The 18,737-nt window shown below is 72.3% G+C and carries 11 protein-coding genes and 2 pseudogenes; 2 read left to right on the forward strand and 11 right to left on the reverse strand.

Features of this window, described 5'->3' with window-relative positions:
• Nucleotides 1-177 precede the first annotated feature (177 nt).
• Together AB0E83_RS11095 and AB0E83_RS11100 are read right to left on the reverse strand one after the other, a co-directional pair.
• Nucleotides 178-999, reverse strand: a complete 822-nt coding sequence (locus AB0E83_RS11095) for a PaaX family transcriptional regulator C-terminal domain-containing protein (protein ID WP_362108927.1) — start codon at nucleotides 997-999, stop codon at nucleotides 178-180.
• 158 nt (nucleotides 1,000-1,157) lie between these two features.
• Nucleotides 1,158-2,783: an AMP-binding protein gene (locus AB0E83_RS11100; RefSeq protein WP_362108929.1), complete on the reverse strand. Its 1,626-nt coding sequence runs from the start codon at nucleotides 2,781-2,783 to the stop codon at nucleotides 1,158-1,160.
• Nucleotides 2,784-3,417: 634 nt separating this feature from the next.
• Between AB0E83_RS11100 and AB0E83_RS11105 the strand changes: the two genes are divergently transcribed.
• Nucleotides 3,418-4,971, forward strand: a complete 1,554-nt coding sequence (locus tag AB0E83_RS11105) for an MFS transporter (RefSeq protein ID WP_362108931.1) — start codon at nucleotides 3,418-3,420, stop codon at nucleotides 4,969-4,971.
• Nucleotides 4,972-4,978: 7 nt separating this feature from the next.
• On the opposite strand, the gene AB0E83_RS11110 is transcribed toward AB0E83_RS11105, so the two are convergent.
• Nucleotides 4,979-6,703, reverse strand: coding sequence for a TIGR04141 family sporadically distributed protein (locus AB0E83_RS11110; protein WP_362108933.1), 1,725 nt, complete (start codon nucleotides 6,701-6,703; stop codon nucleotides 4,979-4,981).
• 186 nt (nucleotides 6,704-6,889) lie between these two features.
• Here AB0E83_RS11110 and AB0E83_RS11115 point away from each other — a divergent pair, with 186 nt between their 5' ends.
• Entirely contained in the window at nucleotides 6,890-8,545 is a 1,656-nt protein-coding gene (locus tag AB0E83_RS11115; RefSeq protein WP_362108935.1) for an N-6 DNA methylase, read from the forward strand.
• 67 nt (nucleotides 8,546-8,612) lie between these two features.
• Here the strand turns inward: AB0E83_RS11115 and AB0E83_RS11120 are convergent.
• The 8 genes and pseudogenes from AB0E83_RS11120 to AB0E83_RS11155 all read right to left on the reverse strand — a co-directional run.
• Nucleotides 8,613-9,290, reverse strand: a pseudogene (locus AB0E83_RS11120) (UvrD-helicase domain-containing protein); the annotation flags it as partial.
• Nucleotides 9,291-9,571: 281 nt separating this feature from the next.
• A pseudogene (locus AB0E83_RS11125) lies at nucleotides 9,572-9,828 on the reverse strand (DNA helicase UvrD); the annotation flags it as partial.
• Between the two features lie 36 nt (nucleotides 9,829-9,864).
• On the reverse strand, nucleotides 9,865-11,091 hold the full coding sequence (locus tag AB0E83_RS11130) for a restriction endonuclease (protein WP_362108937.1): 1,227 nt from the start codon (nucleotides 11,089-11,091) through the stop codon (nucleotides 9,865-9,867).
• Nucleotides 11,088-12,884: a DUF4357 domain-containing protein gene (locus tag AB0E83_RS11135; RefSeq protein WP_362108939.1), complete on the reverse strand. Its 1,797-nt coding sequence runs from the start codon at nucleotides 12,882-12,884 to the stop codon at nucleotides 11,088-11,090. Before AB0E83_RS11135 ends, AB0E83_RS11130 begins: the two co-directional genes overlap by 4 nt.
• Nucleotides 12,885-13,052: 168 nt before the next feature.
• Nucleotides 13,053-15,557 (reverse strand): Hsp70 family protein, encoded by a 2,505-nt coding sequence (locus tag AB0E83_RS11140; RefSeq protein WP_362108941.1) that lies wholly within the window; start codon nucleotides 15,555-15,557, stop codon nucleotides 13,053-13,055.
• Between the two features lie 66 nt (nucleotides 15,558-15,623).
• Complete coding sequence (gene grpE / locus AB0E83_RS11145) at nucleotides 15,624-16,229, reverse strand: nucleotide exchange factor GrpE (RefSeq protein WP_362108943.1); 606 nt, start codon at nucleotides 16,227-16,229, stop codon at nucleotides 15,624-15,626.
• On the reverse strand, nucleotides 16,226-16,516 hold the full coding sequence (locus tag AB0E83_RS11150) for a hypothetical protein (RefSeq protein ID WP_362108945.1): 291 nt from the start codon (nucleotides 16,514-16,516) through the stop codon (nucleotides 16,226-16,228). Before AB0E83_RS11150 ends, grpE begins: the two co-directional genes overlap by 4 nt.
• Entirely contained in the window at nucleotides 16,513-18,345 is a 1,833-nt protein-coding gene (locus tag AB0E83_RS11155) for a hypothetical protein (protein ID WP_362108947.1), read from the reverse strand. The genes AB0E83_RS11150 and AB0E83_RS11155 overlap by 4 nt, the downstream gene beginning before the upstream one ends.
• Between the last annotated feature and the right edge of the window lie 392 nt (nucleotides 18,346-18,737).

Genomic DNA, 18,737 nt, shown 5'->3' on the forward strand with positions numbered 1-18,737 from the left:
ACAGGGGCGCCCCTCCCGTCCCGACCGGGACCCCGGCCCCACCGGGACGGGGCCTTCGGAGGGGAACCACCGGTACGGCGGTCCTGAGGGGGCCACCGGTACGACGGCGCTGAGGGGCCACCGGCACGACGGTCCTGAGGGAACCGCCTGTACGGCGGCCCGGAGGGGGGAACCGCCCTACAGGTCCTTCTCCACCGCCCGGACGTACTCCGCCCCCCGCTCCCACAGCAGCGCGTGCAGCTCCGCGAAGACCTCCGCCGACCGCCGGCCCGGCCAGCCCGCCGGCAACAGCTCCGGCGGCAGCACCGGGTCCGCGTACGGCAGCCGGCGCCAGGCGTCGAGGGCGAGGAGGTAGTCCCGGTAGGCGTCCTCCGGCGTGCCCGGCTCCTCCCGCCGGGCGGCGAGAACCGGCTCGTACCCGGCCAGGAACTCCTCGTGCAGCCGCGCGATCGCCGGCAGGTCCCACCAGCGGGCCACCGCCTCCGCCGTCGCCGCGTACCCCAGGTGGTCGCCGCGGAAGAAGTCCACGTACGGGGAGAGCCCGAGCCGCTCCAGGGCGTGGCGGGTCTCCTCGTACAGCCGGGCCGGCGCGATCCACACGCCCGGCGCGGCCGCCCCGAAGCCGAGCCGGCCGAGCCGGGACCGCAGCAGGTGCCGCTTGTGCCGCTCCTGCTCCGGGACGGAGAAGACGGCGAGGACCCAGCCGTCCGCCAGGGACGGCTCCGTCCGCGAGTGGATCCGCCGGTCGCCGTCCTCCAGGAGCCGCCGGGCGTCGTCGGAGAGCGCGTAGCCCGCCGCCCCGTCCGGGGTCCGGCGGGCCAGCAGCAGCCCGCGCCGCTTCAGCCGGGACACCGAGGAGCGCACCGAGGGCGCGTCCACGCCGACCGCCCCGAGCAGCCGGATCAGCGCGGCCACCGGCATCGGGGTCTCCTCGGCCGGCCGGCCGTAGGCGCCGTAGAGGGAGACGATCAGGGAACGGGGAGTGTGCTGCTCGGCCACGTGATCACTTTAGGCCGTGCGGGCGGAAGACGGTCGGCCCGCCTCCCGCTTCCGCCCGCCCGTCTCCCACTGGTAGCCGCCCGCCTCCGCCTGCCCGCCTTCGTGAAGTCTTCTGCCGACCGCCGCCGGTCCTCTCCCGTCCCGGTCGCTCCCGCGGGTCAGCCGTCGCGCAGCCGGTGGCGCTGGAGCTTGCCGGTGGCGGTGCGGGGGAGGGCGTCGACGAAGACGACCGCGCGGGGAGACTTGTACGGGGCGAGGCGGGCGCGGACGAAGGAGCGGAGCGCGCTGGCGGTGGCCGCGGAGCGCGGCACCCCCTCCCGCACCACCGCGTAGGCGACGACGACCTGGCCCCGGAGGGGGTCCGGGCGGCCCACGACCGCCGTCTCGACGACGTCCGGGTGGCCGAGGAGGACCTCCTCCACCTGGGGCCCGGCGATGGTGTACCCGGCCGAGATGATCATGTCGTCGGCGCGGGAGACGTACCGGAACCGGCCGTCGGGCTCGCGGACGTACCGGTCGCCGGTGACGTTCCAGCCGTCGCGCACGTACTCCGTCTGCCGGGGGTCGGCCAGGTACCGGCAGCCGATCGGCCCGCGCACGGCGAGCAGCCCCTCCCGGCCGTCGGGGACGGGCCGGCCGTCCGGGCCGAGGACGGCGGCCCGCCAGCCGGGCACCGGGCGGCCGGTGGTGCCGGGGCGGCTGTCGGCGTCGGCGGCGGCGACGAAGATGTGGAGGAGCTCGGTGGCGCCGATGCCGTTGACGAGCCGGAGCCCGGTCCGGGCGTACCAGGCGGTCCAGACGGCGTCGGGCAGGTTCTCGCCGGCCGAGACGCAGCGGCGCAGCGAGGACAGGTCGGCGGTGGAGCCGCCGTCGAGGAGGCCGAGCATCACCCGGTAGGCGGTGGGCGCGGTGAAGAGCACCGAGACCCGGTGGCGGCCGATCGCCGCGAGCAGCTGCTGCGGCCCGGCCCGCTCCATCAGGACGGCGCTGGCGCCGGCGCGCAGCGGGAAGACCAGCAGGCCGCCGAGGCCGAAGGTGAAGGCGAGCGGCGGGGAGCCGGCGAAGACGTCGTCGGGCCGGGGCCGCAGGACGTGCGCGGAGAAGGTGTCGGCGGCGGCGAGGACGTCCCGGTGGAAGTGGACGCAGCCCTTGGGGCGGCCGGTGGTGCCGGAGGTGAAGGCGATGAGGGCCACGTCGTCGGCGGCCGTGTCCGCCGCCGGGAACGGACGGGCCGGCCGGCGCGCGACCCGGGCGAGGAGGTCGCCGGGTCCGTCGCCGCCGTACGGGACGACGGTCAGGCCCGGGACGCGGGCGGCCCGCAGCTCGCCCTGCGCGCCCGCGTCGCACAGGGCGAGCGAGCAGGCGGCCGTCCGGGCGACGACGGCGAGCTCGGCGGCCCGCTGCTGCGCCGGGACGGCGACGGCGATCCCGCCGGCCTTCACCACCGCGAGCCAGCAGGCGGCGAGCCAGGGCGTGGTCGGCCCGCGCAGCAGCACCCGGTTGCCCGACCGCAGCCCCAGCTCGCCGGTGAGCACGGCCGCGATCCGGTCCACCCGCTCGCGCAGCTCCCCGTAGCTCCAGGTCCCGCCCTCCCCGTCGTGGAAGGCGGGCCGCCCGGCACCGAACCGCAGCGCCGTCCGGTCGAGCAGTTCGGCGGCGCAGTTGAGCCGTTCGGGGTAGGCGGCCAGCTCGGGCAGGTCGAAGAGGAGCCGGGGCCACTGGGAGGCGGGCGGCAGCCGCTCGCGGGCGAACCCGTCCACGTGCCCGGACGGCGTCAGCTCCACGGCTCCGGCCCCCCGTACGGCCGGGGCGGGCGCCCGCCGCCCCGGAGGCGTACCGTGAAACTGACGGACGTCACCGGTCCGCGACGCGACGGGGTCACCGCACCGCCGGGTCCGGTCCGGCGACGGTGCCGGCGCCGGTCCCGATGCCGGTGCCGGTCTCGGTGACCGGGACGCCTCAGGGCGTCGGAGAAGGCCCGCATGCCCGCATTCTGACCCGATTCGGTCCCTGCCACCCGGCGTGGGGTTCCTGGGCCGTACGGCACCGGGTGGCGGCCCGGCGCCGGTCGTACGGCACCGCGGGCTCCGCATACAGCACCGAGGGCTCCGCGTACGGCACTCGGGGCCGGCGCGCGACGTACGGCACTTGGGACCGGTGCGCGCCCCCCGGGGCCCGCCACGGGGCGGCACCGAGGAGGCCCGGCGTACGGCGCCGGGAAGGCCCGGCGTGCGTCCGCCCGGGGGCGGCCGGGTGCCGAACTCGGGGGCCCGGCCGCGTCGGAGAGGTCCGGCGGGGTCCGGCGGGGTCGGCGTGCTTGATCGACTGGTCGGCTCGGAAGACCGGGCTTAGGGTCGAAAGGTGGACCGACCGGCCCACGGCTCCTGCGGTGAGGGCGCGACGCGCCATGAACGAATCATGAGTAGTACACCGAAGCCGACGACCCCGGCGGTGGACCCCACACCGACCAGCGCGGGAGACGGCAAGGGCATCGCCCTGTTCGTCATCGCCTCCTGTCAGCTGATGGTCGTCCTCGACATCACCATCGTCAACATCGCGCTTCCGCACATCCAGAGCGATCTGGCCTTCTCGACCACCAGTCTGTCCTGGGTGGTCAACGCCTACACGCTGACCTTCGGAGGTCTGCTGCTGCTCGGCGGCCGGATCGGCGACATCCTCGGCAGGCGCCGCGTCTTCGTCTTCGGCGTGCTGCTCTTCGGATTCGCCTCCCTGCTCGCCGGATTCGCGCAGGAGGGCTGGCAACTCCTCGCGGCCCGCGCCCTCCAGGGCATCGGCGGCGCGATCGCCTCCCCGACCTCGCTCTCCCTCATCACCACCACCTTCGAGGAAGGTCCCGAACGGAACAGGGCCTTCGGTGTGTTCGCGGGTGTGTCGGCGGCCGGCGGAGCGATCGGCCTGCTGGCGGGTGGGGTCCTCGTCGAATGGCTCGACTGGCGCTGGATCTTCTTCGTGAACGTGCCGATCGCGCTGCTGATCGCGTTCCTGACCCCTCGTCACGTGCGGGAGTCCGAACGCCTTCCCGGCCACTTCGACCTGGCGGGCGCGCTGACGTCGACGCTCGGCATGGTGGCGCTGGTGTACGGCTTCATCCGCGCCGCGCAGGAGGGCTGGAGCGATCCCTGGACGATCGCCTCGTTCTGTGTCGCCGTCGTGCTGCTCGCCGTGTTCATCCTGGTGGAGCGCCGCAGCCGGCAGCCGATCACCCCGCTGCACATGTTCGCCGACCGCAACCGCGCGGGCACCTACGGCATGATGCTCTGCCTCGCGGCGGCGATCTTCGGGATGTTCTTCTTCCTCACCCTCTTCGTGCAGCAGGTCCTCGACTTCAGCCCGCTGGAGGCGGGTCTCGCCTTCCTGCCGGTCAGCGCCGTGATCGCGGTGATCGCCGGCATCACCTCCCAATTCCTCCCGAAGTACGGCCCGAAGCCCTTCATGGTCATCGGAGCCCTCTGCCTGGCGGTGGGCCTCTCCTGGCTGACCCTGACCGACGTCCACTCGACCTACGCGGGCTCGATCCTCGGCCCGATGCTGGTCTTCAGCGCCGGCATGGGCTTCATGTTCGTCTCGCTGACCCTGATGGCCCTCTCCAACGTCCAGCCCGCCGAGTCCGGCGCGGCCTCCGGCCTCCTCAACGCGACCCAGCAGGTGGGCGGTTCGCTGGGCCTGTCCATCCTGGTGACGGTCTTCGGCACCGCCAGCCGCAACGAGGCCGACGAACTGGTCCCGGCCTTCCTCGCCCAGGCCGGCCCGGCCGAGAAGGCCCGCTTCGCCGAGACCGGCCAGCTCCCGCCCCCCTGGAGCGACCAGATCCTCACCTCCGGCGTCTCCGCCGGCTTCATCGTCGCCGCCGCGTTCGCCGTGGTGGCCCTCCTGATAGCCCTCTTCGCCATCCAGGTCCGCCCCTCCGACATCGAGCGCCTCAAGGGCGGCGGGATGATGCCGGGCGGGTGACCGCACGTCAGTGGAGCGTGGCCCTCCGGCCGGTCCGACGTCCCCCGGCGCACACCGGGCCGGGGAGGGGACGGAGCGGCGGCTCCGTGTCGCCGGTCGGGATGCCGACGAGCTCGACGGTCACCCCTCGCGCCGTCAGGGCCTTCACGGTCTGGGCAGCGGTGATCTGAGAGAAGCCGAAGAGGGAATCGGCCGTCAGCTCCTTTCCGTTCTTGAGCTGTACCGCGAGGACGACCCGCCGGGGGGTGAAGTCCTCCGGCAGGTGGCGCTTGCCTCCGCTGAGCCGGGACACCTTCGCGGAGAGCTCCTGTCGCGTCCGGGCGACTTCCTGGGTCAGCTCCACCGCCACCCTGGCCTGGCCGAAGAGATGGCTCAGCGGCCCGGAACCACCGGCGCGCTTGACGAGGACCAGGGTGTCGTCGGGCGTCAGCAGGTCGCAGATCTCGATCCGGTCCTTGCGGCGGAGGGGGTTGGAGATGTTCTCGGTGTCGAGACAGAGCCAGCCGGGCCGCTCGTCGGGCACCCTGTCGTTGTAGGCGCCCTCGGGCTCGTCGGAGGGCCAGGCGGGCATCGTGACCGAGGGGGGCCGGGCCAGAAGGGTCGCGATGGTGGCCCGGCACTCCTCGACGTAGGCGGCCCCGGCCTCGTACCACTCGCCTTCCAACAGGAAGAAGCGCCGTGAGCCGAGCGAGACCTCGGCCTCCAGCCAGGACAGCGCGCTGGTGACGGCGAGCGCGTCGGCCTCCTTGGCCCATCCGTCCCTGGCGAGGGTGACGGTCCCCTCGCGCAGGACCGTGACGCGCCGGCCGGGCGGCGCCAGGCGGGCGCGCTCGAGAACGTAGTCCAGGTCGAAACCGTCGGAGCACCGGGCCTCCGAGCTGTTGATGCGCGTGAGGTAGGCCGTGGCCGCCTCATACGCCTCGTACTGCTCGAACGGGACGGAGACGGAAATCCGTCCGTCGGAGGACAGCCCGAGACGGTTGTCCAGAGCCCGCTCGAGAGCGTCGAGGGTCGAGGGGTCGTCGACCGGCGCGATGCGGTCGACGAATTCCAGCTCCGGGTGGGGAACGTCCTCGCGGCAGATGGTCGCGATGGTCCGCAGGTCGGAGAGCAGCGCTTCGGGCTCGATCCCCAGGGCGACCTTCAGGCCGCATCCGCCCTGGGCGCTGACGGCCTTCCCCGAGGTGTACCGGGAGCGGGTGAGGGGGAGGTCGTCAAGGTATCCGCCCAGGCTGCGGATGACGCGCGAGTGCTCCCGGATGCCGAGCAGGGGGACCGGCGCACCGCCGGGAACCAGGGAAATGTCGGTGCGCGCCTGCCCAAGGGACCTGGACACCGCTCCGCGGATCGCGGCCGGATCCATCTGGCGGATGACGAAGGAGAGGCCGAAGCGCTTGTCCTTGAGGTGGTCGGGAATCAGGCGGTAGCCCTGGTCGCAGCCGATGCCGTACACCGTGCCGTCGACGGCGAGGAGGAGGACGGCCGCCGTCCGGCGGACGCTCTCGGTGACGCGGATCCCGGTGGTGCGTGCCATGGGGGCGCACCAGGTGGCCTCGTCGCTCTCCATGCCGCAGGTGACGTAGACGGCGGGGACGCCGAACACGTCGGGGAAGTGCACGTCCGCCGCACGCCGATCCAGTAAAGCGGCGTCGAAGACGTCCAGCATGGCCTCCGGGGTGGGGTCGACACGGCTCAACCGGTAGACGGTGCGCACGAGGGTGTGAGTGGTCATGGCGGCCTCTGTGGAGCGGTGACGAGGGGCAGGGGAGCGGTGACGAGGGCGAGCCGGGACGCGGTCGCGTCCTTGCGGTACAGCCGGACTGGCGCGCCGTGCGCAGCATGAAGATGACATAAGTCTGTGTGCACTGTCAACAGAACTATCCTGGAGTCGATCCGGTCATCCGTGTACGCTGGGGCCATGACAGAGAATGCCGCTCCCTCGGTCGGCGCCCTGGTCACCGGCGCCGAGATCGCTCGGCTGGCCGGTGTCACCCGGGCGGCTGTCTCCAACTGGCGTCGGCGGTACGACGACTTCCCCGCACCGGCAGGAGGCGCTGCCAACAGTCCGCTTTTCTCGCTCGTTGAGGTCCAGGCATGGCTGGACGCACAGCGCAAAGGCCAGGAGATCTCGCCCGAAGTCGAGCTGTGGCAAGCGCTGCGGGGCGTGTACGGCGAGCAGATGGTGGCGGGGCTGGCCGAGGTGACCGCCGCCCTGGCGGGAGCATCCAGCCCCGCGCTCCCGGACGAGGTGGCGGCGCGCGTGCGACGGCTCACCCGCAGCGAATCGCCCGTCGACCTTGTCAACGGACTGACCGAGCGGTTCGTGGACTCGGCCCGTCGCGCCGGATCGGACCAGGTGACCCCCAACCGCATCGTCCGTGCTGTGCGTCACTTCGCTCCCGAACTCCCCCCGGCGGCAACCGTCTTCGATCCCGCTTGCGGGATCGGAGTACTACTCCTGTCCATCGACTCGGGGACGGGCACCCGCTTCTGTGGTCAGGAATCGGACGCCGACAGCGCCCGTTTCGCCCAGCTCCGTGCCGACATCCTGGGACGGGAACCGGTCGAGATCGTGGCCGGGGACTCCTTGCGCGGCGACGAATGGCCCGACCTGAGGGCGGATCTGGTGGTCTGTGATCCGCCCGCCGGCGTCACCGAGTGGGGGAGGGAAGAGCTGCTGCTCGACTCCCGCTGGGAGCTGGGCACGCCTTCCAAGGCCGAAGGCGAGCTCGCCTGGCTGCAGCACGCCTACGCGCACACCGAGCCGGGCGGCCACGTCCTCATGGTCATGCCGGCCTCGGTCGCCTACCGCAAGGCGGGACGTCGCATCCGCGCGGAACTCGTACGCCGCGGCATCCTGCGCCAAGTCGTAGCCCTGCCGCCGGGGGCGGCCACCTCGCACTCCCTGCCCGTGCACGTGTGGTGCCTTCAGCGCCCTGAGGGAGCCGGGAACGCGGACGCGCACCACACCGTACGCATGGTCGATCTGACCGCCAACAGCCCCGACGGCGGCCTGGACCCGCGCCCCGACCAGGTTGCCGACGTCCCGTTGATCGAGCTCCTCGACGACACCGTCGACCTCACCCCTGGTACGCACCTGCGCTCGCGTCACCGTGATTACCCCGGCGAGTACCTTGCTCTCCGCAGGGAAGTGGAGAAACGAATCCGCCGACTCGCTGTCCTGCTGCCTGAACTGTCCGTCGGCGGCGGCCCGGGCTCGCTGGACAGCGCGACCACAAGCGTCGCGGACCTCGCCAGGGCGGGACTCGTCAGCTACGAGGAGTCGGAACCGGTCTCGGCGAGCGATCAGCTCGACACGGACTACCTCCAGGGGTTCCTGCGCAGCTCGGCGAACGCCCGTCGGTCCACGAGCAGCAGCGGGACCTACCGCCTCGATACGCGTGGCGCGCGCATTCCCCGCATGGGCATCGACGAGCAACGGCGCTACGGCTCCGCCTTCCGTGCCCTGTCCACCTTCGAGGAAGACCTGCGGGAGATCGGCGATCTGAGCACGCGGCTCACCGATCTGGCACGGGACGGCCTGGCGACAGGGGCATTGGCACCCGAGGAGTGAGGAGCGGCGCGGTGTGGGGAAAGCCCTGCACCGACCGCCGCCCGCGCCGGTCAAGCGGGAGCGAGGGGGAGCGGCACCCGGTCAGCGAGTCCGTCCCCTCGCCCTCCAGAGAGTCGACGGTGACGGGGGTGAGAAGGCCGGCAGACCAGGTGAGGACCTCCTCGGTGGAGCGGCAGTTGACGCGCAACCGGAAGCTTCGACCCGTGGTGGCGATGCCCAGGGACCCGAGCGGCACCCGGGGGTCGTAGGTCCGCTGATGCGGGTCACCCGTGAGGAAGAGGTTGTCGGGACCAGACGGGACGGCGGCGCGACGAGAGTGCGCAGGTCCTGGCCGAGGACGAGGTGACGGTACTCCTGTGCCAGGAACTGCGCGATGAACGGCAGGTTCAGCTGTTTGACCACCTTCTCCCACAGCTGCTGCTGGTCCCTGTCCCCGACCGGCCTGGGTACGGCCGAGCCGTGCGACCGCACGACCCCGCCGGCGAAGGCATCGACCGTCGTCACGTCCACCCGGGCGAACGACTCCTCGTCGAGGAGCAGACGGAGGATGTCGCGCAGTCCGACGGCGAGCGCGTTCGTGTACGTGGTGAGCAGGATCCGGCTGTCCGCGGAACGGTTCAGCAGGTGCCTCACCCGGTGCAGGGCGGCCACCGTCTTGCCCGTCCCGGGACCGTCGGTCCTGTACGGGACCTCCGTACGACGCCTGGTGGGCGACACGCCGCCGCGAAGGGGGGAGGAAGACCCGTGGCCCTGGCGATGACGAGGAGCAGCGTTTTTCGGGCGGTTCGGGAGGCACTGCCCGTGCTGGATATCGATGGCTTCGGGCAACAGCTCGGTGTCCGACCGGCAAGACGCCGTGCGCCGCTCGCCCAAGGGCTGGGACAAAAGCGCTGGCTACGGGCGTAGGTTGCGGCCCTCGTCCCGCCGTTGCCGAGTGCCGACAAGTTCCTTCCGTTCTCGCCGACATCGAGATCTGGGCGCGATGAGTGCCTCCCAAGGCCGTCGACAACCGCTGTCGTGTGACGTCGATAAAGCCAGGAAGACGTCGCTGCCGTCGTCGGGAGCCAGGCCGACGCCCCGCCAGAAGTCGGTGACGCGGATGATTCGCATCCGTGTGTCACGGTCCTTCTTGACGGATTCCAGACGCAGCCCCTTGTCCGCGTGGGGCTCGGCCGCGCTCAGGGCCTGGAACTTCTCCATGGCCTTGCGTACTCCCGCGCGAACCGGCTTCTCCAAGGTTCGTAGCCGTCCCGGAAGCTCTGGGCGAAAGCGAGCCGTGTCATGGGGTCCTCCCCTGCCCGCCCGGCGATGGTTTGTGGTCACGGACGTGGCGTGGCCCCGGCCAGTCGCCCGGCGAGTCCTTCCAGTATCGCCAGGAGGTCCCCGGGCGGTCGCGAGAGGTCCAGGCTGTGCTGGAAGAGCTGTACTTCCGTCCCCCGTACCTCGTGGACGCGCAGGGGTTCCCGACCGGCCGCGTACACCAGATGGGCCTCGCGCAGTCCGAGGACGGTGGCGTAGGCGAGCGCCTGGTAGAGGTCCGCGTTGAGCAGCCCGTCGGCCTTCTCGACCTTGTACTTGGCGTCGACGACGGCGACCGGGGTGTGGCCGTCACCGGTGTGTACGACGAGGTCGGGGCGCATGCCCACGCGTTGGGCGGCGTCGAGGTGGTGGGGATCCTGCAGGCGTGCGAACAGACCGTGGTCCCGGAGGGCTTCGCGCAGTCCGACGGTGACGAAGTCCTCGAAGAGCCTGTTCATGTCGAGCAGGAAGCCGTCCACGGTGAGGGGGGCGGCGTCGACCGGCCGGTGTTCCGGAGAGATGCCGCGCAGCACGGCTTCGGCCAGCCGTAGTGCCGGCTGGTAGCGGGAGTTGAGCCGGGACGGCTGCCAGCGGGGCAGCTCCCCGCCCCGGACGAGGGGAGTGGCCCCTGAGAGGCGGACGCGCTGACGGGCGAGGCGCCGCCGGACGGGCGAGGTCACCCCCGGCAGGCGAAGCAGCCGTTCGACAGCGGCACGCAGGAGGCGGTTCTCGGCGGTATCGGCCGTGTAGGCGTCGTAGCTGATCTCGACGGGCGGAGTCCGGCCGAAATGCCGCCGGACCTGGTCGGCTTCGCGGACGCGTCCGCGCACGAACAGGGCGGTTTCCTCGACGGTGCGGTATCCCCGGAGGACACCCTGACGCAGGGCCCCGTCGATCTGCCGTTCCACGGCGTGCGCGAGCGCGGGGACGATGTCCTCGTGCCCTCCGGTGTCGACGGTGCCCTTCCTGCTGTCGTGCCAGGCTCGGGCCGGATCGAGGCTGAAGCCGAGCAGGAAGAACAGGCGGGTCACCGGTGTCTTGGGCATGATCCGCACGACGGGGCCGCCGGGAAGTCGTATCGCGCCGACTCTGCTCCCCGCCCTCAGGAGCCAGTTTCCCGCCCGCGCTGGGTCGGGGGTCGCGCTTCGCAGCACGCCGGCGGCGGCGAGGGCCTGCCCGGTGCCGGCGTCGAGCGGCACGGAGACGGCGGGGCCGTGCTCGCGCAGGGATACCTCTTCCTCGCTCACGGCAGACGCTTCCGCAGCGCGTCGAGACCGTAGCGGCCGGCGACGTCGAGGCCCTCGCCATAGTGGTGTTCCTCGAGGAGCGGCAGGATCTTCGTGCGCCACGTCCGGTCGAGACCGCCGTCGCGGTACACGCCCGGCTTCATCAGGTACGACGGGCCGACGGCGAAGTCGGGGTCGCCGATGAGGGCGTTGAGGGCGTCCAGGAGGCGTGCGGGTTCGTCGCCCTTGCCCTCGCGTTCCAGCCAGCGGTCGAGGAGGCCGGCGGTGGGTTCGGTGCGGGGGGACAGTTCCACGAAGGCGAATCTGCGACGCATGGCCGCGTCCACCAGCGCGATGGACCGGTCGGCGGTGTTCATGGTGCCGATCACGAAGAGGTTCGGCGGCAACCCGAAGTCCTCGCCGGAGTAGGTCAGGCGGACGGACCGCTTGCGGTACTCGAGCAGGAAGTAGAGCTCGCCGAAGACCTTCGCGAGGTTGGCGCGGTTCATCTCGTCGATGATCAGGAAGTGGGGGACGTGCCGGTTGCCGTCGCGGGAGGCGAGATCGGCGAGCTCCCGGAGCGGGCCCGCCGACAGCCGGAAGGCCACTTCTTGCGTCTCGGGGTCCTCCACGGGACGGAAGCCCTCGAAGAAGTCCTCGTAGGAGTAGGACGGATGGAATTGGACGATCTTGACTTGCTCGGGTCCGCCGCCGAAGTGCTCCGCCAGCTTCAGGGCGAGGTAGGTCTTTCCCGTCCCGGGTGGCCCGTACAAGACCAACTGGCGTTCGTCCATCAGTAGTTCACGAACTTCTTCCAGCCATCCCCGATCATGGACGAGGAGTTCGGCCGTCAGGGCGTCCGTGACCTCCGCAAGAGTCGATTCCCGCTGCGCCGGTGCGTCGGCGGAGGGATGCCGAACAACGCTGGTTCCGTCGCCCGTGCCGGCGTCGGTCAAACCCTCCAGGGCCTCCAGGATGCCGGTCAGGTCGACGACGTCGTGCTGTACGGAGAGCTTCTGCTGTACCTCCTCGGGAAGTTCCTCGTACGGGTGGCCGACGGGCAGCCAGGAAGCGGTGCGTCGCAGGTTGTACAGCCCGCCGGGGGACGTGGTCTGCGCGGCCTCTCCTGTGATCCGCCCGATGTACAACTGACCGTCGCTTATGGTCGCCACGGTGTCTCCCACCCTCATCTGAGTGAGGAAGGCGTGGAGTTCGTCGACGAGACCGCGTTTCTGGTTGTACGACGCCGCCCCCTCGTACCCCTCTTCGACGAAGCGGCGCAGCGTGCTCTTGGTAGGGTCGCTCTCCTGCAGCGGCGGCAGATGGGCCCCGGAGAGCGTGACGTACCCCTCTTTCAGCCACAGCTGCCGCACCAGGTTGCGCCCCGAGACGTTGGAGCCACGGACCAGCCATGCTTTCCGCGGCGCTCGCCAGCCGGTGGAGAGGTAGTCGGCGAGGGGGTGGCCGTCGGAGGTCCGCCAGGACTCGGGGCCGGAGGCGTCGTAACCGTAGGCCAGTGCGGCGGCCGCGGACGAGGAGTTGCAGACGATGTCTCGGGTCGTCACCCAGCGCAGGGGCGTGCCCGGGGCGTCGGCGAGCGCGCCGGCCTCCCGGAGCTCCGCCCGCGATCGCCGCGCGTGGTCGCCGAGCCCGGGCCATTCCGAGGAAGCGACCGAGGACCCCTCGCGCAGGAGGAACTTGTGCGTGCCGTTGCCGCCGAACTCGGTGAGAAGGTGACCGCGTGCCGTTCCGGCCCCTTTGGGAAGCCTGAGGTGGAACTCGGGCGTGCCGGGGAGCGGTTCGTGCTGAGGCATGGATGACCTTCCGGGCGGGCTTGTGCGATGCTTCACACCCTACTTGTTGACGTTGTCAATGCACTGCTTACTCGTGGCGCTCAAAGACGTTAGATTCGTTGACTGTGTAAACGTATGCGTGTGGACGGTCTCAGTTCCTCCCGTACCGTCGTCGCGCCCGTCCCGGCCTCACTGCCGGGACGGCAGGACGATCGCCGAGGCTGAGGAACCGCCCTCCTCCGCGAACTGGCTCCGGCCCTGCTCCCAGAGTCGCCCGAGGCGGACGAGCTGGGCGTCCCGAGCGTCCCGACCGCCGTCGGCCACCGCGCTGCGCAGGGCGTCCCTGGCGGCGATGACCTCGGCGCGCAGGGTGGCGGGGAAGGAGCCCTGCTCGGCGAGACAGATGGCGGAGACCGCGGTGCGGATCGTCGGGTCGATGCGGGTGAGGAGGTCTTCCGCCCGTTCCGCAGCCGTCCGCATCTCGGTGGTGTTCATCGACCGGCGTGCATCCTTGACGTCCTCGGCCACCTTCCGCAATTCCGCCAGGCGTTCCTCTGGCAGCAGTCCGCGGCCGCCCCGGGCGAGGTTCCCAGTCAGGGCCTGTGCGTCCCGGGCCCGCAAGCACAGCTCCAGGGTGTCGCGGGCGGAGTCGAGGAACCCGTCGAGGGAGCGGCTCACGCCCTCTCCGCGGGCGAGGGCCGCGAGGTCGTTCCCGACCTCGGTGAGCGCGTCGCGTTCGGCATGGGTGAGCTCCCGCGCCCAGTGGCTGAAGAAGTCGGTGTAGCGGGACTGGAGCGCGGCGGCCTTCCGGCCGACGGCGGCGGAGACCGGGCTGCGCCGCAGTTCGGCCTTGCTCCATTCCTCGGCACCGATGCGGTACCTCAGGTCGATGGTTCGGTCGGTGTCGATGCGCGCCTGGAGGGTGAGCGGCAGGTCGCCCCGGAGCTCTTCGGCACTGTGGTGGACGTGCCCGCCGCAGAACTCGTTGCGCTGCGCCGAGCGCAGGTGCCGCCCCTCCCAGAAGCTGAAACGCACGTAGGCGCTGTCGTCGCCGCGGATCACGAGGCCGTCGACGTTCTTCCAATCGGTCGGGTACGGGGTGCCGCCGGAGAAGACGACCTTCACGCTACCGTCCTCCAGCTCGACGCCGATGTCCTGGGCCGTGACCTGCCGGGCGGGGGCGGTGCCGAAGTCGCCGCCGCAGTTCGAGCAGGCGCTGAGGCCGGCGGCGTTGACCATGGAGCAGCCGGGGCACTTCAGACCGCCCGAGTCCAGGGGCGTGTCGCAGTCGCCGCAGACAGTCGCGCCGGCGGGGTTGTCGTCCCGGTCACAGCCCGGGCACACGACGGGGACGGCGGCCGGGGCGGTCGCGCGCAGCCCGGACAGGTCCGCGGTGCACACGGGGCAGGCGGAGGCGAGTTCGGGGGCGGGGACGTGGCAGCCGGGGCAGTCGACCGTGGGCGTGCCGAGCAGCGGGGTGGCGCAGGCCGGGCAGGCATCGGAGTCGACGGGGATCCCCTCGACAGTGCAGTTCTCGGACGGGCAGCCGAGCGTGTCGAGGAGTCCGGCCTCCACGGCGGCGCCGTGGGCGACGGCCGTCATGGGGTCCACCGCGTCGGACACCGTCTCCTCGCCGAAGAGGTCCTGGAGTGCGCGTCGGACCGCCGGGACGAAGGTGGATCCGCCGACCAGCAGGACCCGCTGGATGTCCTCGGGCATCGTGCTGTACCCGGTCAGCACGGCCTCGACGGCCTCCCGCATGCGGTGCAGGTGGCCGGTGAGGAGTTCCTCGAAGTCACCGCGCCGCACCGCTCCGGACCAGGAGCCGCCCTGCCGGCCGAGCGGGGCGAGGACCACCTCGGAGGTTTCCCGCGAGGACAGTTCGATCTTCGCCCGCTCGGCGGCGGCCCGGATGCGAGAGGCGTCGCCGTCCCCGTCGTGGTCGCGTCCGCCGATCAGGTTCCGCAGGTGCCCGTCGAGCAGCGCGTCGAAGTCGGCACCGCCGAGGAGGTTGTCCCCGCCCAGCGCGGCCACCTCGAAGTGGCCGGGCCCGAGCGTCAGGAGCGACACGTCGAAGGTGCCGCCGCCCAGGTCGAAGACGAGCACGGAGGCGTAGTCCTTGATCCCGTCCTCGCCCGGCCGGACCCCGAAGGCATGGGCGGCGGCCGTCGGCTCCTGCAGGATCCGCGCCACGTGGAATCCGGCGAGCCGCCCGGCCTCGCGCACCGCCGCGAACTGCGGCTCGGCGAAGTACGCGGGCACCGTGATCACCGCACGCCGGAACGGCACCCCGGCCGCGTCCTCGGCATCCTGCCTGAGCCGGCGGAGCAGGACGGCGGAGACCTGCACGGGGGAGAGCCAGTGCGCGCCGAGCCGGATCTCCACCGTCCCGTCGGGGCTCTCCCGGACGGGCGGGGCGTCCTCGGGCCGGGTCTTCAGCGCCTCCTGGACGAGCGCGTCGTCCCAGCGCCGCCCGATCAGCCGTTTGACCTCCGTGATCACGGAACCGGGGTCGCCGGAACGCCAGTTGAGGGCCTCCTGTCCGACGAGCAGACCGCCGGAGAGGTCGACCCCGACGGCCGAGGGGGTCGCCCGACCGCCGTCCCGGTTGCGCAGGACGACGGGGACGCCGTCGCGCATCCAGGCCGTGACGGAGTTGGTGGTGCCGAGGTTGATGCCGAGGGTCCGGTGCATGAAGGGAGGCTTTCTGATCGTCGTGGTACGGCGGAGGCGGGACCGGGTGGTGGAGCGGGGGCGCGCTCAGGCGCGGCAGGCCCGGCGCCCCCGCCCGGCTGACGCCTTGCGGAGGAGCCGCCGCTGGGCGCGGGTCGTGCGCCGCGGCTGCGTCCGTACGGGGCCGGGTTCCTGCATGGGGTCGGGCACGGGCTCCGGCGCCGGCCCCGGCACCGCGACGACCACCTGCGCGGCCCGCAGGACGGCGGAGCCGCGCCGGAAGCCGGTGACCTTCTCCCGCAGCACGGTGCCGCCCGGCAGGCTCGGGTGCGGCTCCGTGCCGACGACCCGCATCTCCGCCGGGTCGGCGGTCCTGCCGACGGCGTCCATCGGGTCGACGTCGTGCCGCGCGAACTCGGCGCGCAGCAGCAGGTGGGCCGCCTCGATCTGCTCGCCCAGCACGAGGGCCGCCGAGGCCGTCTCGCGGGCGGACCGCGCCTCGTGGAGGGCGCCGGCCCGGCGGCGGGTGTCGGCGAGCACGTCGTCGAGCGACAGCAGCGAACCCAGCAGGGCGTGCAGCCGGGCCTCGGCCTCGTCGCGCTTGCCGGACAGGGCGGCGACCCTGCGCCGCAGCTTGTCGAGCTCGGACGGCGGGCCGCCGGGGCCTTCGGGGAGGGGGCCGGGACCGGTCACGGGCGTTCCTCGGGATCGGGGCGGGGCAGGGGCGGTGTGAGCATCTCGGCGACGAGCGCGTCGACGGGCGTGTGGGCGTTCCGGGAGGCCCGGTCGACGAGGGCATGCCGGGCCGCGTCTCCCCGGGTGCGAGCGGCACCCAGCTCCCGGGCCGCCTGGGTCCGGAGCCTCATGGTCCTGGTACCGGGCGGGGCGTCGGGCAGGAGCTCGTGGAGGGTGGGGCCGAACCAGGGCAGCGGGGGTGGTTCGGCGTCGGAGGACCGCGGAGAGGGGATGCCGGTGGTCAAAAGAGGGTGTCCTGTCGAGGGTCGTCGCGGCGGGGCTTGCGGGAGACGGAGCCGAAGAGGGGGGTCTGGAGTGGCAGCCCGTCGCCGATCGCCACCGCGCACGCGAGGTCGCGCTCCGCCCCGCCGAGGTCGCCCGCCTTCTTGCGCACACTGGCGCGGAGCGCGTAGGCGGTCTCCACGATTCTGTCGAAGCGGGTGCTGACACCGGTCCGCATCAGGTCCCGGAGGAACAGGCCGATGATGCCGGACACGTCGCCGGCGGCCTCCAGGTGCTCGGCCAGGTGGAGAACCGCCTCGTGGAGGTCCTGTCGGGTGTGGCTCTGGACAGGGGTCGGGACCGCCGCGGCCGTGCTCAGGAGCTCGACGCGGTGTTCCAGGCCTGCGCGACTGTGGGAGTCGGTGCGCCCGGCCGCGGTGAGCAGCAGGAACACGAAGACGTTGTCGACGTCCTCCTCGCTGTGTGACGGTCTCGGGTCCGCGTACCGGAGCATCTCGCGCGCGGCGTCCCTCGCTTCGTCCGGCCGTCCGCCGACGGCGGCGGCCACGCCCCGTGCTTCGTGATGGTCCTTGAGCCACCGCCGGGCCGGTTCGCAGCCCGGGTCCCGCGCGAGAAGGCTCCGCACGTCACCGGCGGAGATCTCCTTCTCCTTTTCTTGGTCCGTCCCACGGAGCAACTGGCGCAGGTCTGCCTTCAGATGGTCGTCGAGGCCCGCGCGGGCGTGCGGGTCCCCGGGTGTCACGGCCAGGGCGCGCGTGAAGAGGTCCCGGCTCTCCTGGGGGTCGGTGCCGGCGACCTCCCTGCCCCGCCGTACCAGTTCGTCGGTCAGTTCGGTGGCCAGGGCGGTGTCGCAGGGCAGCAGCACGTAGGCCTGTTCGAGTCCGGCGATCCGCACGAGGGAGTCGTTGCCGTACCCGTTCCGGCTCCGTCCGACGCTCCGCCAGGCGCGGACGACGGCGTCCTCGTCATGGCGCGTGAGCGTGTGCCCGAGCTGTGCCGCCGTACCGAAGTCGGTGAGCGCCTCGCTCCACCTGTGGCCTCGTACGTGCTCCGCCCCCCGGTCCGCGTGGGCCTGGGCCAGGGGGGCGGAGCGCGCGCGGTGCGCGGGAGTGTCGTCGGGCCAGAGGCCGAAGTCGAAGAGGCGGGCGGTGTCGGCGGCGAGGAGGTCGGCGCCGCGACCGTGGTGGACGAGGTGCCAGGCGGCATCGAGGAGGGAGATCAGGGCGTGCGGCCCGGCGTCCGTGGGGATGGCGGAGAGGACGATCGCACCGTCCGCACACTCGGCCTCCCAAGCCGTGTGCCAGGCGGCGAGGACGTCTCGTCCGGCCCGGGCGTCCAGGGCGCGCAGCAGTTCGGCGATGCGTCCCCGCAGCTGGCCGAGGGCCTGCTCCCAGAGGGCGTCGGGCAGGGGCTCGCCCCGCTGTCCGGTGAGCAGTGCCCGGAAGCCGCCCGGGTCGTCCGCGTCCAGGAGATATGCCCACAGCACGATCACGACCGCCGCGTTCCCGGCGTCCGCGTGCTGGTCCTCCCGCGCCAGCTCGCGGAGGGCGTGCACGGCGAGGAAGTGGACGACCCCGGCCTCCGCCCCGTCGGGCACGTCCGGGCACAGCTGGACCACCTTCGGCCAGTTCCCGGCTCGTGCGGCCATCGCCGCGAGGAGGATGGCGTACCGGGTGTCGGCCGGACTGGTCTCAGGTGCGCCGAACTCGCTCCGGAGTCGCTGGAGAAGCGGCCGTACGACGTCGAACTCGCCCCTCAGGAAGGCCTGCTCGGCGGCGGCCAGCAGGGATTCCGCCGTGACCTCCCGGCCGGTTCCCCTGGTCTCGCCCACCCGCACGCGCTGTCGCCCCCCTCGCTTCCCCGTGACAAGTTCCACCGTAAGGAAGTGTGTTGGCGGTGTCAACGCGCTCCGGGCGGGGTAGTCGACCTTGGCCGGATCTCGCCTCGAAGGGGCTTCCGCTCAGGTGCGGCGGTCGCCTCGCAGCAGGGGAGATGTCGGAGCGGGTGCCTCAGGACGGCCCGGACAGCCTTGCCGCCGGGCGGGTGAAGAACCGTCTCCCGGCGGTCGGCGAGCGCGGCGACGAGCATGAGGCCGTGACCACCGGTGGAGAACGGCCGGCGCTCGCGGGAGGGGCGGGGGAGGCACTCCCCGCGGGCGTCGGTGACCTCCACGCGGAGCAGTCCGGTCTCCGGCTCGAAGTGGAGCGTCAGCCGGAAGCCTCG

The sequence above is a fragment of the Streptomyces sp. NPDC035033 genome (assembly GCF_040636735.1).
In the GTDB taxonomy this organism is placed as follows: domain Bacteria; phylum Actinomycetota; class Actinomycetes; order Streptomycetales; family Streptomycetaceae; genus Streptomyces.

Excerpts from the sequence above, each read along its gene's own strand:
- AB0E83_RS11105 (WP_362108931.1), top strand. The coding sequence starts at position 3,418 with ATGAGTAGTACACCGAAGCCGACGACCCCGGCGGTGGACCCCACACCG.
- AB0E83_RS11140 (WP_362108941.1), bottom strand. The coding sequence starts at position 15,557 with ATGCACCGGACCCTCGGCATCAACCTCGGCACCACCAACTCCGTCACG.
- AB0E83_RS11110 (WP_362108933.1), bottom strand. The coding sequence starts at position 6,703 with ATGACCACTCACACCCTCGTGCGCACCGTCTACCGGTTGAGCCGTGTC.
- AB0E83_RS11115 (WP_362108935.1), top strand. The coding sequence starts at position 6,890 with ATGACAGAGAATGCCGCTCCCTCGGTCGGCGCCCTGGTCACCGGCGCC.
- AB0E83_RS11135 (WP_362108939.1), bottom strand. The coding sequence starts at position 12,884 with ATGCCTCAGCACGAACCGCTCCCCGGCACGCCCGAGTTCCACCTCAGG.